Source organism: Streptomyces flavotricini, from assembly GCF_020639365.1.
In the GTDB taxonomy this organism is placed as follows: Bacteria; Actinomycetota; Actinomycetes; order Streptomycetales; family Streptomycetaceae; genus Streptomyces; species Streptomyces flavotricini.
Map to the genome: position 1 here is coordinate 7,367,441 of NZ_JAINUL010000001.1, position 15,510 is coordinate 7,382,950.

Annotated in this window: 16 protein-coding genes; 8 read left to right on the top strand and 8 right to left on the bottom strand. The window is 74.0% G+C overall.

What is annotated here, in order from left to right:
- Window positions 1–100 precede the first annotated feature (100 nt).
- A complete protein-coding gene (locus tag K7B10_RS33745; protein WP_229342650.1) occupies window positions 101–295 on the top strand; it encodes a hypothetical protein in 195 nt (64 codons plus the stop codon).
- Between the two features lie 10 nt (window positions 296–305).
- Here K7B10_RS33745 and K7B10_RS33750 read toward each other — a convergent pair whose 3' ends face one another.
- Window positions 306–1,343, bottom strand: a complete 1,038-nt coding sequence (locus K7B10_RS33750; protein WP_229342651.1) for a LacI family DNA-binding transcriptional regulator — start codon at window positions 1,341–1,343, stop codon at window positions 306–308.
- Window positions 1,344–1,473: 130 nt separating this feature from the next.
- On the opposite strand from K7B10_RS33750, the gene K7B10_RS33755 reads away from it, so the two are divergent.
- Window positions 1,474–2,532 carry an NUDIX hydrolase gene (locus tag K7B10_RS33755; RefSeq protein WP_229342652.1) on the top strand — a complete coding sequence of 353 codons (1,059 nt, stop codon included), beginning with the start codon at window positions 1,474–1,476 and terminating at the stop codon, window positions 2,530–2,532.
- Between the two features lie 85 nt (window positions 2,533–2,617).
- Here the strand turns inward: K7B10_RS33755 and K7B10_RS33760 are convergent, their stop codons facing one another.
- Both K7B10_RS33760 and K7B10_RS33765 read right to left on the bottom strand, forming a co-directional pair.
- A complete protein-coding gene (locus K7B10_RS33760) occupies window positions 2,618–3,319 on the bottom strand; it encodes an MBL fold metallo-hydrolase (RefSeq protein WP_229342653.1) in 702 nt (233 codons plus the stop codon).
- A 74-nt stretch (window positions 3,320–3,393) separates the two neighbouring features.
- On the bottom strand, window positions 3,394–4,758 hold the full coding sequence (locus tag K7B10_RS33765; RefSeq protein ID WP_229342654.1) for a dipeptidase: 1,365 nt from the start codon (window positions 4,756–4,758) through the stop codon (window positions 3,394–3,396).
- A 332-nt stretch (window positions 4,759–5,090) separates the two neighbouring features.
- Between K7B10_RS33765 and K7B10_RS33770 the strand changes: the two genes are divergently transcribed.
- Complete coding sequence (locus K7B10_RS33770; RefSeq protein WP_504967676.1) at window positions 5,091–6,362, top strand: geranylgeranyl reductase family protein; 1,272 nt, start codon at window positions 5,091–5,093, stop codon at window positions 6,360–6,362.
- Window positions 6,363–6,639: 277 nt separating this feature from the next.
- On the opposite strand, the gene K7B10_RS33775 is transcribed toward K7B10_RS33770, so the two are convergent.
- A complete protein-coding gene (locus tag K7B10_RS33775; protein WP_229342655.1) occupies window positions 6,640–7,098 on the bottom strand; it encodes a nitroreductase/quinone reductase family protein in 459 nt (152 codons plus the stop codon).
- Between the two features lie 146 nt (window positions 7,099–7,244).
- Here K7B10_RS33775 and K7B10_RS33780 point away from each other — a divergent pair, with 146 nt between their 5' ends.
- Both K7B10_RS33780 and K7B10_RS33785 read left to right on the top strand, forming a co-directional pair.
- The gene (locus K7B10_RS33780) at window positions 7,245–7,943 is read left to right on the top strand and encodes a TetR/AcrR family transcriptional regulator (protein ID WP_229342656.1); all 699 of its coding nucleotides are present in this window, start codon (window positions 7,245–7,247) and stop codon (window positions 7,941–7,943) included.
- Window positions 7,944–8,169: 226 nt separating this feature from the next.
- The gene (locus tag K7B10_RS33785) at window positions 8,170–9,102 is read left to right on the top strand and encodes a spherulation-specific family 4 protein (RefSeq protein ID WP_229342657.1); all 933 of its coding nucleotides are present in this window, start codon (window positions 8,170–8,172) and stop codon (window positions 9,100–9,102) included.
- Between the two features lie 109 nt (window positions 9,103–9,211).
- Here the strand turns inward: K7B10_RS33785 and K7B10_RS33790 are convergent, their stop codons facing one another.
- Together K7B10_RS33790 and K7B10_RS33795 are read right to left on the bottom strand one after the other, a co-directional pair.
- Window positions 9,212–9,463, bottom strand: coding sequence for a DUF6332 family protein (locus tag K7B10_RS33790; protein WP_229342658.1), 252 nt, complete (start codon window positions 9,461–9,463; stop codon window positions 9,212–9,214).
- A gap of 201 nt (window positions 9,464–9,664) precedes the next feature.
- The gene (locus tag K7B10_RS33795) at window positions 9,665–10,411 is read right to left on the bottom strand and encodes a maleylpyruvate isomerase family mycothiol-dependent enzyme (RefSeq protein ID WP_229342659.1); all 747 of its coding nucleotides are present in this window, start codon (window positions 10,409–10,411) and stop codon (window positions 9,665–9,667) included.
- A gap of 48 nt (window positions 10,412–10,459) precedes the next feature.
- Between K7B10_RS33795 and K7B10_RS33800 the strand changes: the two genes are divergently transcribed.
- Both K7B10_RS33800 and K7B10_RS33805 read left to right on the top strand, forming a co-directional pair.
- Window positions 10,460–11,221, top strand: coding sequence for an alpha-ketoglutarate-dependent dioxygenase AlkB family protein (locus K7B10_RS33800; RefSeq protein WP_229342660.1), 762 nt, complete (start codon window positions 10,460–10,462; stop codon window positions 11,219–11,221).
- Between the two features lie 44 nt (window positions 11,222–11,265).
- Window positions 11,266–12,579, top strand: a complete 1,314-nt coding sequence (locus K7B10_RS33805) for an ROK family protein (protein WP_229342661.1) — start codon at window positions 11,266–11,268, stop codon at window positions 12,577–12,579.
- A gap of 197 nt (window positions 12,580–12,776) precedes the next feature.
- On the opposite strand, the gene K7B10_RS33810 is transcribed toward K7B10_RS33805, so the two are convergent.
- Entirely contained in the window at window positions 12,777–13,301 is a 525-nt protein-coding gene (locus K7B10_RS33810) for an ATP-binding protein (protein ID WP_229342662.1), read from the bottom strand.
- A 198-nt stretch (window positions 13,302–13,499) separates the two neighbouring features.
- Here K7B10_RS33810 and cds1 point away from each other — a divergent pair, with 198 nt between their 5' ends.
- Complete coding sequence (cds1, locus tag K7B10_RS33815) at window positions 13,500–14,636, top strand: L-cysteine desulfhydrase Cds1 (RefSeq protein ID WP_030157630.1); 1,137 nt, start codon at window positions 13,500–13,502, stop codon at window positions 14,634–14,636.
- 130 nt (window positions 14,637–14,766) lie between these two features.
- On the opposite strand, the gene K7B10_RS33820 is transcribed toward cds1, so the two are convergent.
- Window positions 14,767–15,261, bottom strand: a complete 495-nt coding sequence (locus K7B10_RS33820; RefSeq protein ID WP_229342663.1) for an SRPBCC family protein — start codon at window positions 15,259–15,261, stop codon at window positions 14,767–14,769.
- Window positions 15,262–15,510: the final 249 nt, after the last annotated feature.

Below are 15,510 nucleotides of genomic sequence, written 5' to 3' on the forward strand. Positions count from 1 at the left end.
GGACAACCGTGTCGTTCAAGGGACTTCCGGGGCGATCGGCCGGGCCCGGATTCGTTCCGTACGTGCCTGCCGGCCGGCCCGGCGGGGGTCTCATCGAGCCATGACCACTCCACGTGAAACGGACCAGCCGTTCCTGTCCCTGCACACCGCCGTCGTCCTCGTCATCGCCCTGCTGATCGGGTGCGCCGTCGGCGGGCTGAGCTTCATGGGCGCAGTCCCCCTCGCCCTCTGCGTACTCGCCGGGCTCACCGCCGCCGGCGGCGCCGTACCCGTCCTGCGGGGACTGATCCGCTGAGGCCGAAACCTTACGGAGCCGGCGGGAGTTCGCCCGAGCCGCGGGGGATCAGCCGGGTCGGGAGTTCGATGCGGGCCGGGGCGAGGGCGGCGCCCGCGAGGCGCTGGAAGAGGCGGTCCGTGGCCACCCGGCCCAGGGCCGCCGCGTCCTGGGCCACCACCGTCACCCCGGGCCGCAGCAGGTCGGCCAGTTCGAAGTCGTCGAAGCCGACCAGGGCCACCGGCCTGGGGTGTTCGGCCAGGACCCGTACCAGCGTCACCGTCACCCGGTTGTTCCCCGCGAAGACCGCCGTGACGGGGTCGGGGCCCGCCAGCATCGCCCGGGCCGCCTCCCCGACCCGGTCCGGGGAGGTCGAGCCGAGGGAGACCCAGGGCTCCGCCACCGGAAGGCCCGCGTCCGCCATGGCCGCGCGGTAGCCGCGCAGGCGCTCCGTCGCCGTGTGGATGTGCGGGTGGTCCCCGATGAAGGCGATCCGGCGGTGGCCGCCGCCGATCAGGTGCGCCACGCCCGCGCGGGCACCGCCGAAGCTGTCCGACAGCACCACGTCCGCGTCGATCCGGCCCGCCGGGCGGTCCACGAACACCGTGGCCACCCCCGCCCGGATCTCAGGCTCCAGGTAGCGGTGGTCGTCCCCGGCCGGGATCACGATCAGCCCGTCCACCCGGCGCGCGCACAGCGCCAGCGCCAACTCCCGCTCCCGGTCGGGGTCCTCGGCGCTGGACCCGTTGATGAGCAGTGCCCCGTGGGCCCGGGCCACCTCCTCCACGGCCCGGTTCAACGGCCCGTAGAACGGGTCCGCGAGGTCCTCCAGGACCAGTCCCACGGTGGCCGTGCGCCCCTTGCGCAACACGCGGGCGCTGTCGTTGCGGCGGAAACCGAGCGCCTCGATCGCCTCCTGGACCCGCCGCACGGTGTCCGGGGTGACCCCCGCCTCGCCGTTGACCACGCGCGAGACCGTCTTGAGGCCCACGCCGGCGCGGGACGCCACGTCCTTCATGGTCGGCCGGTTGCCGTAGCGGGGGTCGGACGGACGGCGGGTCTGCGGCACGGGACGGAAACCTCCGGAGGTGGCGGGGCGGGCGGGGCCGGGCTCTGACCTTGAGGATAAGCACTGGGCCGGGGAGTGGGTTTCCGTGACAGGGTGTTGCGGGCAAGCCACTGGGGGCTCCGGACGAGCCATGGGGAGAGGTGTAGACGTGATTGTCTGGATCAACGGCACATTCAGCGCCGGGAAGACCAGCACGGCCCGCGAACTGACCGGGATCCTGCCGGACAGCACCCTGTACGACCCGGAGCTCGTCGGTGACTCACTACGCCAACTGCTGCCGCGCAAACGGCTCGCGGAGGTCTCGGACTACCAAGACCTGCCGAGCTGGCGGCGCCTGGTGGTGGACACGGCCGCCGCGATGCTCGCGGAGCTGGGCGGGGTGCTCGTCGTGCCGATGACGCTGCTGCGGCAGGAGTACCGGGACGAGATCTTCGGAGGGCTGGCGGCACGCCGGATTCCGGTGCGGCACGTGCTGCTCGCCCCGGAGGAAACGATCCTGCGCGAGCGGATCGCGACGCGTGAGGAGCCGGGGGACCCGGCCGACGTGGACGTGCGGGTGCGGCAGTGGGCGTACGACCACATCCCCGTCTACCAGCAGGCGCTGGGCGGCTGGCTCGCGGCGGACGCGCACGTCATCGACAACGGCGCCCTGAGCGTGCGGGAGACGGCGGAGCGGATAGCCGAGGCCGTGCGCACGGACGCGGCCCGGGTCTGCGACATCGTGCAGACGCCGGAGCCGACCCGGGAGACGGTGGCCGCCGGGGTGCTGCTGTTCGACGACGAGGACCGGGTGCTGTTGGTCGATCCGACGTACAAGCCGGGCTGGGAGTTCCCGGGCGGGGTAGTGGAGGCGGGCGAGGCGCCGGGGCGCGCGGGGGTGCGGGAGGTCGCGGAGGAACTGGGCCTGGAGCTGGACGCCGTACCGGGGCTGCTGGTCGTGGACTGGGAGCCCCCGATGCCTCCGGCGTACGGGGGGCTGCGGCTGCTCTTCGACGGGGGCCGCCTGTCGCCCGCTGCGGCGGAGCGCCTGCGGCTGCCGGGTCCGGAGCTGCGGGAGTGGCGTTTCGTGACGGAGGAGGAAGCGGCGAACCTGCTCCCCCCGATCCGCTTCGAACGCCTCCGCTGGGCCCTCCGAGCCCGGGAACGAGGCCGCCCCCTCTACCTGGAAGCGGGCCGACCGACGCCGTAGCCGGGTCGTGGCAGCGCGGGCCCGCGCCTGCACGCCGCTGCCCCGGCCGGGTCTGGGGGTGGGCCGCCGTCGGTCGGGGCTGCGGCTACGGGAGGGCCGGTTCCGCGGCCGCGGCCGTGCGCAGGGCGGCCGCCGCGTCCTCGGTCAGCGGGTCGCCGTGCCCGAAGCAGGCCACGGACGGGGACAGCGCCGCGAGGCGCCGGAACGAGGCCCGGGCCTGCGCGCGGTCCACGTTGAAGACACCCAGCATCACCCGGCCCACCGCCGCGATGCAGTCCCCCGCGAACAGCACCCCGTGCCGCGGCAGGTGGATGCCGATGCTGCCCGGCGTGTGGCCGGGGGCGTGGACCACCACCGCGCCGCCACCGAACGGCAGCACCTCACCGTCCTCGACCTCCCGGTCCACCCGCGTCGGCGGCGCCTGCGGCACCGTCAGGCCCTTCTCGTACAGCGGGAGTTCCCAGTCGAGCAGGACCGGCTCCGGGACCGGGAGCTCGCCCCGGATCACCGGAGCGTCCAGCCGGTGCGCCACCACCTGCGCACCCCAGCGGCCGGCGAGTTCCTCCGCGGCGCCGACGTGGTCGCGGTGGCAGTGGGTCAGGACGATCCGCTCCAGCCGTCGCGGGTCCAGCCCGAGGGAGCGGACGGCCTCCTCGATCAGCGCCGCGGAACCGGTGTGTCCGGCGTCGACGAGGGTCAGGGCCTCCCCGTCCTGCCAGAGATGGGCCTGGCCGATCGGGAAGCGGAGCATGTGGAGCCGCTGCGGGAGTACTTCGACGAGGTCCATGCCCCGAACGTACGTCCGCCCGCTCCGCTCCCGGCACGCCTTTCACCGGGAGCGGAGTTCGCCCGTAGCGCAGGTCAGCCGCGCTTGGACTCCGCGTAGTTGACGAGGAACAGGGCCTCCGCGACCGACAGCCGCTCCAGCTCCTGCGGCGACACGCTCTCGTTCACGGCGTGGATCTGCGCCTCGGGCTCGCTCAGCCCGATCAGCAGCATCTCCGCCTCCGGGTACAGCGAGTTCAGCGTGTTGCACAGCGGAATCGATCCGCCCATGCCACTGACCTGCATGTCCTGGCCCGGGTACGCCTCCTGCAGGGCCGCCGCCATCGACGCGTACGCCGGGCTGTCCGTGTCCGCCCGGAACGGCTGGCCCTGGCCGACGACCTCGAGCTCGAGGCGCGCCTGCCACGGGGTGTGCGCCACCAGGTGCGCCTCCAGCAGCTTGACGGCGTCGGCCGTGTCCACACCCGGCGGCACGCGCAGGCTGATGAGCGCGCCGGCGCCCGCGTGCACCGAGGGGGTGGCGCCGACGACGGGCGGGCAGTCGATGCCGAGCACGGTGACGGCCGGGCGGGCCCACAGCCGGTCCGCGACCGTGCCCTCACCGATCAGCTCGACCCCGTCCAGTACGCGGGCGTCGGCGCGGAAGTCCGCCTCCGGGTACTGCAGGCCCTCCCAGACGGCGTCCGAGGCCAGGCCGTCGACGGTCGTCGAACCGTCCGCCGCGCGCAGCGAGTCCAGCAGCCGGATCAGCGCGGCCAGCGCGTCGGGGGCCGCTCCGCCGAACATGCCGGAGTGCAGGTTGCCGCCGAGCGTGTCGATCTTCACCTTGACCAGGCACATGCCGCGCAGGGTGGCCGTCACCGTCGGCAGGCCGAGCCGGAAGTTGCCCGTGTCGCCGATGACGATCGCGTCGGCGGTCAGCAGCTCCGGGTGCGCCTCGGCGTACTGCTGGAGGCCGCCGGTGCCCTGCTCCTCCGAGCCCTCGACGATCACCTTCACGCCCACCGGCACGCCGCCGTTGGCCTTCAGCGCGCGCAGCGCCAGCAGGTGCATGATGAACCCGCCCTTGCAGTCCGCGGCGCCGCGCCCGTACCAGCGGCCGTCGCGCTCGGTCAGCTCGAAGGCGGGCGAGATCCAGGCGGCGTCGTCCAGCGGAGGCTGCACGTCGTAGTGGGCGTACAGGAGGACGGTCGGCGCACCCTCCGGACCGGGCAGGAAGCCGTACACCGACTGGGTGCCGTCGGGGGTGTCGAGGAGAGCCACGTCCTGGAAGCCCTCGGCGCGCAGCGCGTCGGCCACCCAGTTGGCCGCGCCCTGGCTCTCGCTCTGCGGGAACTGAGCCCAGTCCGCCACCGACTGGAAGGCCACCAGCTCGGTCAGCTCCTGCTTGGCGCGGGGCATCAGCGAGGCGATGGTCTCGGCGATCGGATTCTGGGACATGGGCACGCTCCTCGTGGGTGCGACGTTGTGTAGGTGTACGCCGTGTACGCGTACGCCGTGTATGTGTGTACTCGGCGGTACGTGCACGCCGCCCGTATCCGCGTGGTGGGCGTATGCCGGGTACGGCGAAAGACAGTCCCGATCCTCGCACAGCAGGACGGGCCGGACTCGCGCCGTAGGATTTCCCTGCATCGGAGCAACCGCATGATCAGGAGCAGCAGCACATCGTGAGCAGCGACGACAGCACCGTCGGGGGACCCGACTCAGCAGCAGGGCAGGCCGCTCAGGGGGCGGAGGACGGGGTGACCGCGGTGCCCGGGGGCACCGGTGAGGTGTGGGACGTGGTCGTGGTCGGGGCCGGGCCGGCCGGCGCCTCGGCCGCGTTCGCGGCGGCGACGGCAGGGCGGCGGGTACTGCTGCTCGAGAAGGCCCAGCTGCCCCGGTACAAGACGTGCGGCGGCGGGATCATCGGCCCTTCGCGCGATGCCCTCCCGCCCGGATTCGTCCTGCCCCTCAAGGACCGCATCCACGCGGTCACCTTCTCGCTGAACGGGAAGCTGACCCGGACCCGCCGTTCGCGGCAGATGCTCTTCGGGCTCGTCAACCGGCCCGAGTTCGACGCGGGGCTGGTCGCCGAGGCCGAGAAGGCCGGAGCCACCATCCGTACGGGTACGGCCGTCGCGCGGGTCGAGCAGCACGGGGCGGCGGTGCCCGACCGGCGCACGGTCGCCGTGGTGCTCGCCGACGGCGAGACCGTCCTGGCGCGCGCGGTGGTCGGCGCGGACGGCAGCGCGAGCCGGATCGGCGCGCATGTCGGCGTCGAGATGGACCAGGTGGACCTCGGCCTGGAGGCGGAGATCCCGGTTCCGCAGACGGTCGCGGACGACTGGAAGGGGCGCGTGCTCCTCGACTGGGGCCCGCTGCCCGGCAGTTACGGCTGGGTTTTCCCCAAGGGCGACACCTTGACCGTCGGGGTCATCTCGGCGAAGGGCGACGGGGCCGCGACCAAGCGGTACCTGGAGGACTTCATCGCCCGTCTGGGACTCGCCGGCTTCGAACCCGCCGTCTCGTCCGGGCACCTGACCCGCTGCCGCAAGCCCGAATCCCCGCTGTCACGGGGCCGGGTCCTGGTCGCGGGCGACGCGGCCGGGCTGCTGGAGCCGTGGACCCGGGAGGGCATCTCCTTCGCGCTGCGCTCGGGCCGGCTCGCCGGGGAGTGGGCCGTGAAGATCTCGGAGGCTCAGGACGCGGTGGACGCGCGCCGCCAGGCCCTCAACTACGCGTTCGCGGTCAAGGCCGGACTGGGCGTGGAGATGAGCGTCGGCAAGCGGATGCTGACCGCCTTCGAGGCCCGGCCTGGGCTGCTGCACGCCGCGATGACGGGCCTCCGCCCGGCGTGGCGGGCGTTCGCCCGCATCACCCGGGGTGCGACGACGCTGCCGGACCTGGTGCGGACGTACCCGATCGCCCGCAAGGCGCTGAACGTCCTGGACGGCAGGCAGGCGCGGAGCCGGGTCGAGGGTTCGGAGCCGGAGCCGGAGCCGGAGCCGGGGCCGGAGCCGGGCCAGGGGCAGGGCCAGGGGCAGGAGAGGGAGAAGGCTTAAGGGCTCCGGACTCAAGGGCTCCGGGGCTTGGGGCCCGGGCCGGGGACCGGCAGCGGCGCAGGCGGGCCGGGGCCGGGCCTGGGGAGCGGTCGCGGCGGCGGGGTTCTTCCCGGCCGGTGTGCTGATGGGTGGTGGCGGTCTTGCCGGGTGTTCGGGCAGGGCCGCCGCTGCTTTTGTACGGGCGGGCGGGCGGGTCAGGCGGGGCGGGCCCGGACGGGAGTGCGGCGCGGGGATGCGGCGCGGGGTGCGGCCCGCGAGGCGCTGGATGCCCGGGGTGTCAGTTCGACACCGTGATGCGGAAGACCGGGTGGTCGCCGGCGGCGGCCTGGAGCTCCGCGTCGGTCGACCGGGCGGTGACCCCCTGGAAGAACCGGTTGACCTCCCAGCCCCACTTCTCCAGGTAGGTGCGCAGCAGGGCGGCCTTCTGGACCGGGTCGGTGATCTCGGTGACCGTGAAGGTCCGCACCTTGCGGCCCACGCGCAGTTCGCCGCCGCCCGCCACCCGCATGTTGCGGACCCACTGGGAGTGGCCGCGCGCCGACACCAGGTACTGCTCGCCCTCGTACACGTGGGGGTTGACGGGGATCCGCTGCATCTGGCCGGACTTGCGGCCGCGCACCGACAGCTCGGCGGAGCCGGCCAGGCTGATGCCGAGCCGGGCCAGCTTCCCGAAGAGGGAGTTGAAGCGGGTGGCGAGCGGGCTGGCCTGGACGTAGTACGGGGTGCGCGCGTTCATGGCTTGCTCCGGGGTTCTCGGGAGAGCGGTGCTCTCGCTTGAGATCAGTGTGCACGGATTGCCGCTCCAAAACAAGAGCACTGCTCTCTGGATGGAGCAACGGTCTCATTTTTGGGCAGTGCTCTGACTTCTGGCACACTGCTGGTATGAGTACCGTGCGCGGGGCCCGGGAGCGGGCCCGTATCGAGGTCACCGCCGCCATCAAGGACGAGGCGCGCCGCATGCTCGCCGCCGAGGGTGCCGCCAAGCTCTCGCTGCGCGCCGTGGCCCGCGAGCTGGGCATGGTCTCCTCGGCCCTCTACCGCTACTTCCCCAGCCGCGACGAGCTCCTCACCGCGCTCATCGTCGACGCCTACGACAGCGTCGGCGCCGCCGCCGAGCAGGCCGACGCCCGGGCCCACGCCGGCGGCGCCGCGCCCCGCGAGCGCTGGACGGCCGTCTGCGAGGCCGTCCGCGCCTGGGCCCTGGACCACCCGCACGAGTACGCGCTCATCTACGGCTCCCCAGTCCCCGGCTACAGCGCCCCCGCCGACACGATCGCCCCCGCCTCCCGTGTCGGCAACACGCTCATCGGCATCGTCCGGGCGGCCCACGCCGGCCGGGGCCTCGCGCTGCCGCCGCTGCCCGCCGCCCTGCGTCCCGAGGCCGTTCGCATGACCGCGGACTTCGCCGAAGGGCTGCCCCCGGAGGTCACCGCCGCCCTGGTCGCCGCCTGGGCGCAGTTGGTCGGCCTCATCTCCTTCGAGCTGTTCGGCCAGTTCAACCGGGTCGTCGAGGACCGCGCCGCCTTCTTCGCGCACGCCGCGGACCAACTGGCCCACGCCGTCGGGCTGCCCGCCGTATGACCGCCCGCGCAGCCGTCCGTACAGCGGACAGCGGTGCCGTTGGTGCGGCGGCGCGCGGGAACGCCCGTACGGCCGTGTGGTGCACGTGATTCACATGATGAGGTGACGGATCGCTTGTCTGTTCCTCACATCAATCCGAGTGGTTCGGCTTTCACCGAACGGGCGCCCGTCTAGTCTTCGTCGGGTCGTGCTCCCTGCCCCCGCCCCCCCCGCCGGAGGAACAGCCGTGGCCCGCGCCGTGAAGGCCCTGTACGCCGTCCTCGTCACCTCCTTGCTGGCCGCCCCCGCGCCCGTCGTGCCCGCCTCGGCCGGCACCGTGGCCGAAGAGGCCGTCCCGGCGCCGAGACCCCGGACGGCCGGCGTGCGGGGCCTGGAGATCGGCGTCCCCGCGTACGCGTGGGCCGGGGACCGCATGCTCGGCGACCTCGTCGCCACCGCACCCGCCGCCTCCGTGGTCGTCCTCAACCCGGGCAACGGCGACGCCCCCTTCGACTCCCGCTGGCAGGCCCGGGCCGACGCGCTGCGGGCCGGGACCACCTCCACCGGCGAGAAGACCAAGGTCCTCGGATACGTGCACACGGACCACGGCAACCGCGACATCGACGCCGTCAAGGCCTCCGTCGACAACTACCTCAAGACCCGTGACGGCCGCCTGCACGTGGACGGCATCTTCTTCGACGTCGTCAGCCGCGACTGCGGCCCCGGCAATGCCACCCGCGACCACTACGCGCAGCTGCGCGCGTACGTGCAGGAGACCATGAACGCCGCGGACCCCACGGCGGCCGATCTCGTGGTCGACAACCCGGGCACCGCGATCGCCGACTGCTACCTGGAGCCGGACCACCGCACGGCGGACGTCTTCGTCACCTTCGAGGACACGTACGCCGCGTACACGGGGGACGGTTGGCTCGGAGGGAACGTTTTCTCGGAGTCGGGCGGCTACCGCGCCGGTGCCGAACTCGACCCGAGCGGCACCGCGTTCTGGCACCTCGTCCACGCCGTCCCGGACACGACCGCCATGCGCTCCACGCTCCGCACGGCCTTCGACCGCGGCGCGGGCTACGCGTATGCGACGGGCACGCGGATGCCCAACCCCTGGGACGAGTCCCCGAGTTGGAAGTACCGCAGCCAGACGCTGTACGCCGCCACCCTGGGGTGACGGGCGAGGCGTCCGGCGGCCGGGGAGCGCGGAGGCCGGAGGTCGGGCGCCGGGGGGACCGGAGCCTGTGGGCCGGGGTCGCGGCGATCCGTACGAGGGGTCGCGGCGGTCAGTGGCCGTCGCTCTCCGGGCGGTGGGCGAAGCGCCACAGGACGTGGGTGATCCGGAACAGGAACACCGCCCCCGCCAGGACGCCCGCCGCCAGCCTCAGCGCCGCGTCGGCGGTGGGGGAGAGCCCGAAGACCAGGGCGGGTCCGTACACCGCCCCGAAGACGAGCGCGGCCGCGAAGCACCCGCTGACGAACGCGTAGCCGATCTCTATCGTGATCGCGTCGCGATCCGCCTGCGTCCGTCGCCCCATGAACGCAGTGTCACAGCCCGTACCGCACCGTCACAAGGGCGCCTCGAGCCGGCTTCGACCGCCCGCTCGCCCGCTGGTCCGTCTCCCACCGCCCGCCGCCCTCCCACCGCCCGCCGCCCTCCCGCCTCCGCCGCCCTCCCACCGCCCGTCGGCCCGCCGCCCTCCCGCCACGCTCCTAGGACGGCGCGGCCCCGGATCCCGTCAGCCGATGCCTGCCGTCTCCACCCACCGCCGAGCCAGCGCCTCGTCCCCGGTCACGCCCGGGCCCATCAGCGGAAGGCGGTTCCACAGCGCCTCGTACAGCCACGAAGCCGTCCCGATCACCTCGCAGTCCGCCGGGCCGCCCGTGTCGCCCGCCACGGTGCGCGGGGGCTCCGCCGAGAGGTGTACGGTCCACACCGCGCCCGTGTCGGCGGCGCGCACCCGCAGCACGCGAGGTTCCTCCGTCCTCATCCGGCTGCGCGGCCGCGCGTGGAAGCCGGTCAGCAGCTCGTCCACCCCGTCCTCGGCGAACTCCGGTGACACCGGGGAGTAGGCGACACCGAGCGCCGCCTCCGCGTCCATCCGGTGCACGGTCGTCTCGTGCGCCTGCCTGCGCGCCCAGAACGCCAGCGGCGACGGCGCGGCCGTCGGCAGGAAGGTCCAGCACTGCACGTCGGCCGGCGCCTCGGTCAGCGTCCGGACCAGGGCCTCGTGCCCCTCCCGGTACCAGGCCAGCAGCTCGGCGCCGGCCAGCTCGGGGGCGTCCGGGAACGGGCCCGGCTCCAGCACGGCGTCCCCGACGTACCCGGTGGCCCACCGGTGCACCGCGCCCGTGTGCCGCAGCAGATCGGTGACCCGCCACCCCGGACAGGTCGGCACGGGGGTCTCCGTACCCGCCCGACCGGCCGTCTCGGCGAGCGACTCGCCTTCCCGTGCCAGGGTCTCCACATACTCCGAGATCTTCATGCGGGCAGTGTCGCACCGGCCGCCGACGACGCCGGTGAGAATGGAGCCATGGACGGGGAACTCCTCCCGGCTGACGGGGAACTCTTCCCGCGCGAGCGGACCGAGATCGCCCCGGGCGCCGTGCACGTGCCCGACTGGCTCGGGCCCGACCTCCAGCGGGAGCTGCTCGACGCCTGCCGTGCCTGGGCGCGCCCGCCCGCCGGCCTGCGCACCGTACGGACACCCGGCGGCGGCACGATGACCGCCCGCCAGGTGTGCCTCGGGCTGCACTGGTATCCGTACGGCTACGCCCGCACCGCCGTGGACGGCGACGGGGCACCGGTCAAGCCGATGCCCGGCCGGCTCGCGGAGCTGGGGCGGCAGGCGGTGGCGGCGGCGTACGGCGGGCCGTCGCCGGCCGGGACGGGTGCCGGGACCGGGAGCCGGGCCGGGGGCGGCGGCGCGGACACGGGTGCGCCCGCCGAGCCGGAGCCTCCGTACGCGTACGACATCGCGCTGATCAACTTCTACGAGGGCGACTCCCGCATGGGCATGCACCGGGACGCCGAGGAGAGGTCGGGGGCTCCGGTGGTCTCCCTCAGCCTGGGCGATACGTGCGTCTTCCGCTTCGGCAACGCCGCCTCGCGCGGCCGCCCGTACCAGGACCTCCGGCTGCGCAGTGGCGATCTGTTCGTCTTCGGGGGGCCGGCGCGGCTGGCGTACCACGGGGTGCCGAAGGTCCTGCCCGGCACCGCCCCGCCGTGGCTCGGGCTGACCGGGCGGCTGAACATCACCCTGCGGGTCGGCGGCCTCGGGACGGCCCCCGGCTGACCGGCGGCGTCGCGCACACCGCCGATCATGCGAGGATCGCTCTCATGAACGGCAACGGGGCCCCGCCGCGGGTGGGGGATGCGACCACGGTGTCCGCGGCGTCTTCGGCCGCGTCTTCCGCCGGGTCTTCGGCCGGGTCTTCCGCCGGGTCTTCGGCGAGGGCCAAGCTGGAGCGGGGCCGTGGCGCCCTCGGCCCGGCGCTGGAGCTCGTCCACACGGGCCGGGCGCCGACCCGCGCCGTCCTGACCGCCGAGCTCGGCGTCACCCGCGCCACGGCCGGGGCCGTCGCCGCCGAGCTGGAGGCGCTCGGCCTGATCCGCGTCGACTCCCGCCCGGGCGGCGCCGGCGGCACCCAGGGCCGCCCCTCGCACCGGCTCTCCATCGACGAGAACGGCCCCGTGGCGCTGGCCGCGCAGGTGCACTCGGACGGGTTCCGGGCCGCGCTGGTCGGGCTCGGCGGCCGGATCGTGGCCACCGCCCCCGGCAAGGTCACCGTCTCCGCGGACCCGGCACAGGTGCTCGGCGAGGTCGTCGAGGCGGGCGCGGCGCTGCTCGCCGAGACCGGCCGCCGCTGCATCGGCGCGGGGCTCGCGGTGCCGTCGGCGGTCGCGGAGCCGGACGGTACGGCGCTGAACCCGCTGCACCTGGCCTGGCCGGCCGGGTCTCCCGTACGGGCCATCTTCACGGAGTGCGTGAAGGCGGCCGGGATCGACGGCCCGGCGCTGACCGGCAACGACGTCAACCTCGCCGCGCTCGCCGAGCACCGGCACGGCGCGGGCCGCAGCGCCCAGCACCTGCTGTGCGTGGCCACCGGCCACCGCGGGGTGGGCGGCGCGCTCGTCCTGGACGGTCGCCTGCACAGCGGGAGTTCGGGGCTGGCCCTGGAGGTCGGCCACCTCACGGTGAACCCGGAGGGCCGGCCCTGCCACTGCGGCAGCCGCGGCTGCCTGGACGTGGAGGCCGACCCGCTGGCCTTCCTCACCGCGGCGGGCCGCGTCCCGGGCCCGGAGGTGTCGCTGCTCCAGCAGGCGCGCGACCTGCTGCACGGGGAGTACGCGGAGCCCGCGGTACGGGCGGCCGCCGAGGAGCTCATCGACCGGCTGGGCCAGGGCCTCGCGGGGCTGGTGAACATCCTGAACCCGGACCGGATCATCCTCGGCGGGCTGCACCGGGAGCTCCTGTACGCGGACCCCGAGCGGCTGCGCGCGGTGGTCGCGGACCGCAGCCTGTGGGGCCGAAGCGGGGGAGTGCCGATCCTGCCCTGCACCCTGGACCACAACAGCCTGGTGGGCGCCGCGGAGCTCGCCTGGCAGCCGGTCCTGGACGACCCCCTGGGCACCCTGGGCGCGGCGGCCTAGGCCTGTCCGGCGGGGCGCGGCGCGGTCCGGCGCGACGGGTGGGCGGGGTGTCCGCGGTCGGCCCCCGGTGCAGCGGATGGCCGGAGCCGATGGCGAGCACGTCCGCCGCCCCGTCCCGTGCCCGGCGCCGACGGCGGCGGCGGGGTGGTGCCGGCCGGGGTGCTGGGCACCGGGGCCGGGGGTGCGGCGGCCGGAGCCTACCCGGGCCCGGCGCCGACCGAGGCCGCTACCGGCATGACTGTCGGGACGGCGCTCGCGTCGACGGCCACCACCACGGCCGGCGCGGGCTCCCGTACGGGTTTGGAGCCGTTGCCGACCGGGGCGGCGCGGAGCGAGAACCAGACCACCTTGCCGGGGCCGTCGTCCTGGTTCCGGGCTCCCCAGGCCTCGCTGACCGCCTCGACCAGTGCGAGCCCGCGCCCGCAGGTCTCCAGCGCGTCCGCGGCCGCCTCCCGCAGGACGGGAAGCCGCGGATCGCTGTCGTAGACCGAGACCGTCAGCCGCCCCAGCCGCAGCTCGATCTCGACCGTGCAGGTCTTGTCCGGCTGCGCGTGGCGGTGGACGTTGCTGAGCAGCTCCGTCACGCCGAGCGCAGCCCGGTCTATGAGCGGATCGAGCTGCCAGTGGCGCAATTGGGCTGAAACGATCCTTCGGATCTGTCCGATCCGGGACGGCAAGGCCTGCAGTTCGACGACGCAGTGCCTGCGTGAATGACTGATCACGGCTGCGACTCCCCGACATGAGTGTTACGGGTGCTGCACCCTCAGTAATGCTCCACCAGGGTCACCCACGGTGCCCGTGTATGCAACCGAACGCGATCGAAAGCGATCCGCATAGATACTCAAAGTGACTGTTTGTGCAGGTGGGGGAGGTACATTGCGAAAGCAGGGGGCGAAGAAACGCACGAAGGAGCCAGTCGCATGAGCACCACCCGTACCTCCGGTACGACGGCTACGACAATCGACGTCGACCGTAGCGACGCGGACTACCGCGCCTGGCTGAAGGAGGCCGTCCGCAAGGTCCAGGCCGATGCCAACCGATCCGCCGACACCCACCTGCTGCGCTTCCCGCTCCCCGAGGAATGGGGCATCGACCTCTACCTCAAGGACGAGTCCACGCACCCGACCGGCTCCCTCAAGCACCGCCTCGCGCGCTCGCTCTTCCTCTACGCGCTGTGCAACGGCTGGATCCGCCCCGGACGCCCGGTCATCGAGGCCTCGTCCGGCTCGACGGCCGTCTCCGAGGCGTACTTCGCGAAGCTGATCGGGGTTCCGTTCATCGCCGTCATGCCGCGCACGACGAGCCCCGAGAAGTGCCGGCTCATCGAATTCCACGGCGGCGAATGCCACTTCGTGGACGACTCGATGAAGATGTACGAGGAGTCCGCGGAGCTCGCCGCCCGCACGGGCGGGCACTACATGGACCAGTTCACCTACGCGGAGCGGGCGACCGACTGGCGCGGCAACAACAACATCGCGGAATCGATGTACCAGCAGCTGCGGTTGGAGCGCTACCCCGAGCCCGCGTGGATCGTGGCGACGGCGGGCACGGGCGGTACGTCCGCGACGATCGCGCGCTACGTGCACTACATGCAGCACGACACCCGGGTGTGCGTCCCGGACCCGGAGAACTCCTGCTTCTTCGACGGCTGGACCAACAACGACCCGCACGCGAGCAGCGATTGCGGCTCGCGCATCGAGGGCATCGGGCGGCCGCGGATGGAGCCGAGCTTCGTGCCCGGGGCCATCGACCGGATGATGAAGGTGCCGGACGCGGCGAGCGTCGCCGCCTGCCGCGCCCTGGAACAGGCCATCGGCCGCAAGGCGGGCGGTTCGACGGGAACGGGCGTGTGGAGCGCACTGAAGATCATCTCGGAGATGGTGGCCGAGGGCCGCAAGGGCAGCGTGGTCACGCTGCTGTGCGACCCGGGCGACCGCTACCTGGACAAGTACTACTCGGACGAGTGGCTGGCCACCCAGGGCCTGGACATCGCCCCGTACACGCAGACCCTCGAAACCCTGCTGGCGACCGGCGTCTGGCGCGAGCCGGCGGCCTGACCTGCGGCTTGACTCGGGGGCTGACCGGCGGCCTGAACGGCGGCCCTGCCGCCGGTGGCCGGTCCCTCCCGAGCCCTCGGGCGGCGGCCGGTCCTGGCCGGGAGTCCCGCCCCCCGATCCGAACTCCGCGTCACTGACCGGCCGGGCGGTGGGAGGTCAGGCGGGCGTCGAGTGCGCGGACCGCCGACCGGAACGACTGCCCCAAGGCCGGCCGGGCGGCGGTGAGGGCGAGCCGCAGCGGCGCCGGGGCGTCCACCGCGAAGGTCCATCGGACGAGGGTGCCGGAGCAGGAGTCGGCCGGGCTGAGCCGCCACTCCTCCAAGAGCGCCCGGATCCCCGGGGCGTTGGTCGCGTCGACCCGGTACGCGTAACACCGCTCCGGCTCCGCGGCCATGATCGTCTCCTCGAAGCGGGTCCCGCCGACCAGCCTGACCTCCCGGCCCGCGCCCCCGTGCGTCGGCCGGGCCAGGGTCACCGCCCGGAACCACAGCGGCCACCCCCCGACGTCCTCGGCCAGGGCCCGGTACACGGCCTCGGGACCCGCCGCCGTCCGCGCGGCGAAGACCAGGCGGGTCGGGGCGTTCTCGATGAAGTCCAGCTCCACGGGGCGGAGTCGGCGGGCCATGGCGGTTCCTCCTGGGGATGGGCAGTGGAACATGCGTCCGCGTACCTTAGCTGTCGACCCGTCAGATGTCCGCCGCGCGAAGGCCTTCGGGCCGGTCCGTGTACAGGCCCCGCGCCCCGGCTGCTGCCGAACGCCGCCCGTCGCCCGGACGGGGCCTAGGCACGCAGGTCGGGGCGCGGGATGCTGGGAGGTGCGCCGATCCCGCCCCGCGAGCGGAGGCCGTAGTGCCGGACCACCCCCAGCCTCCCC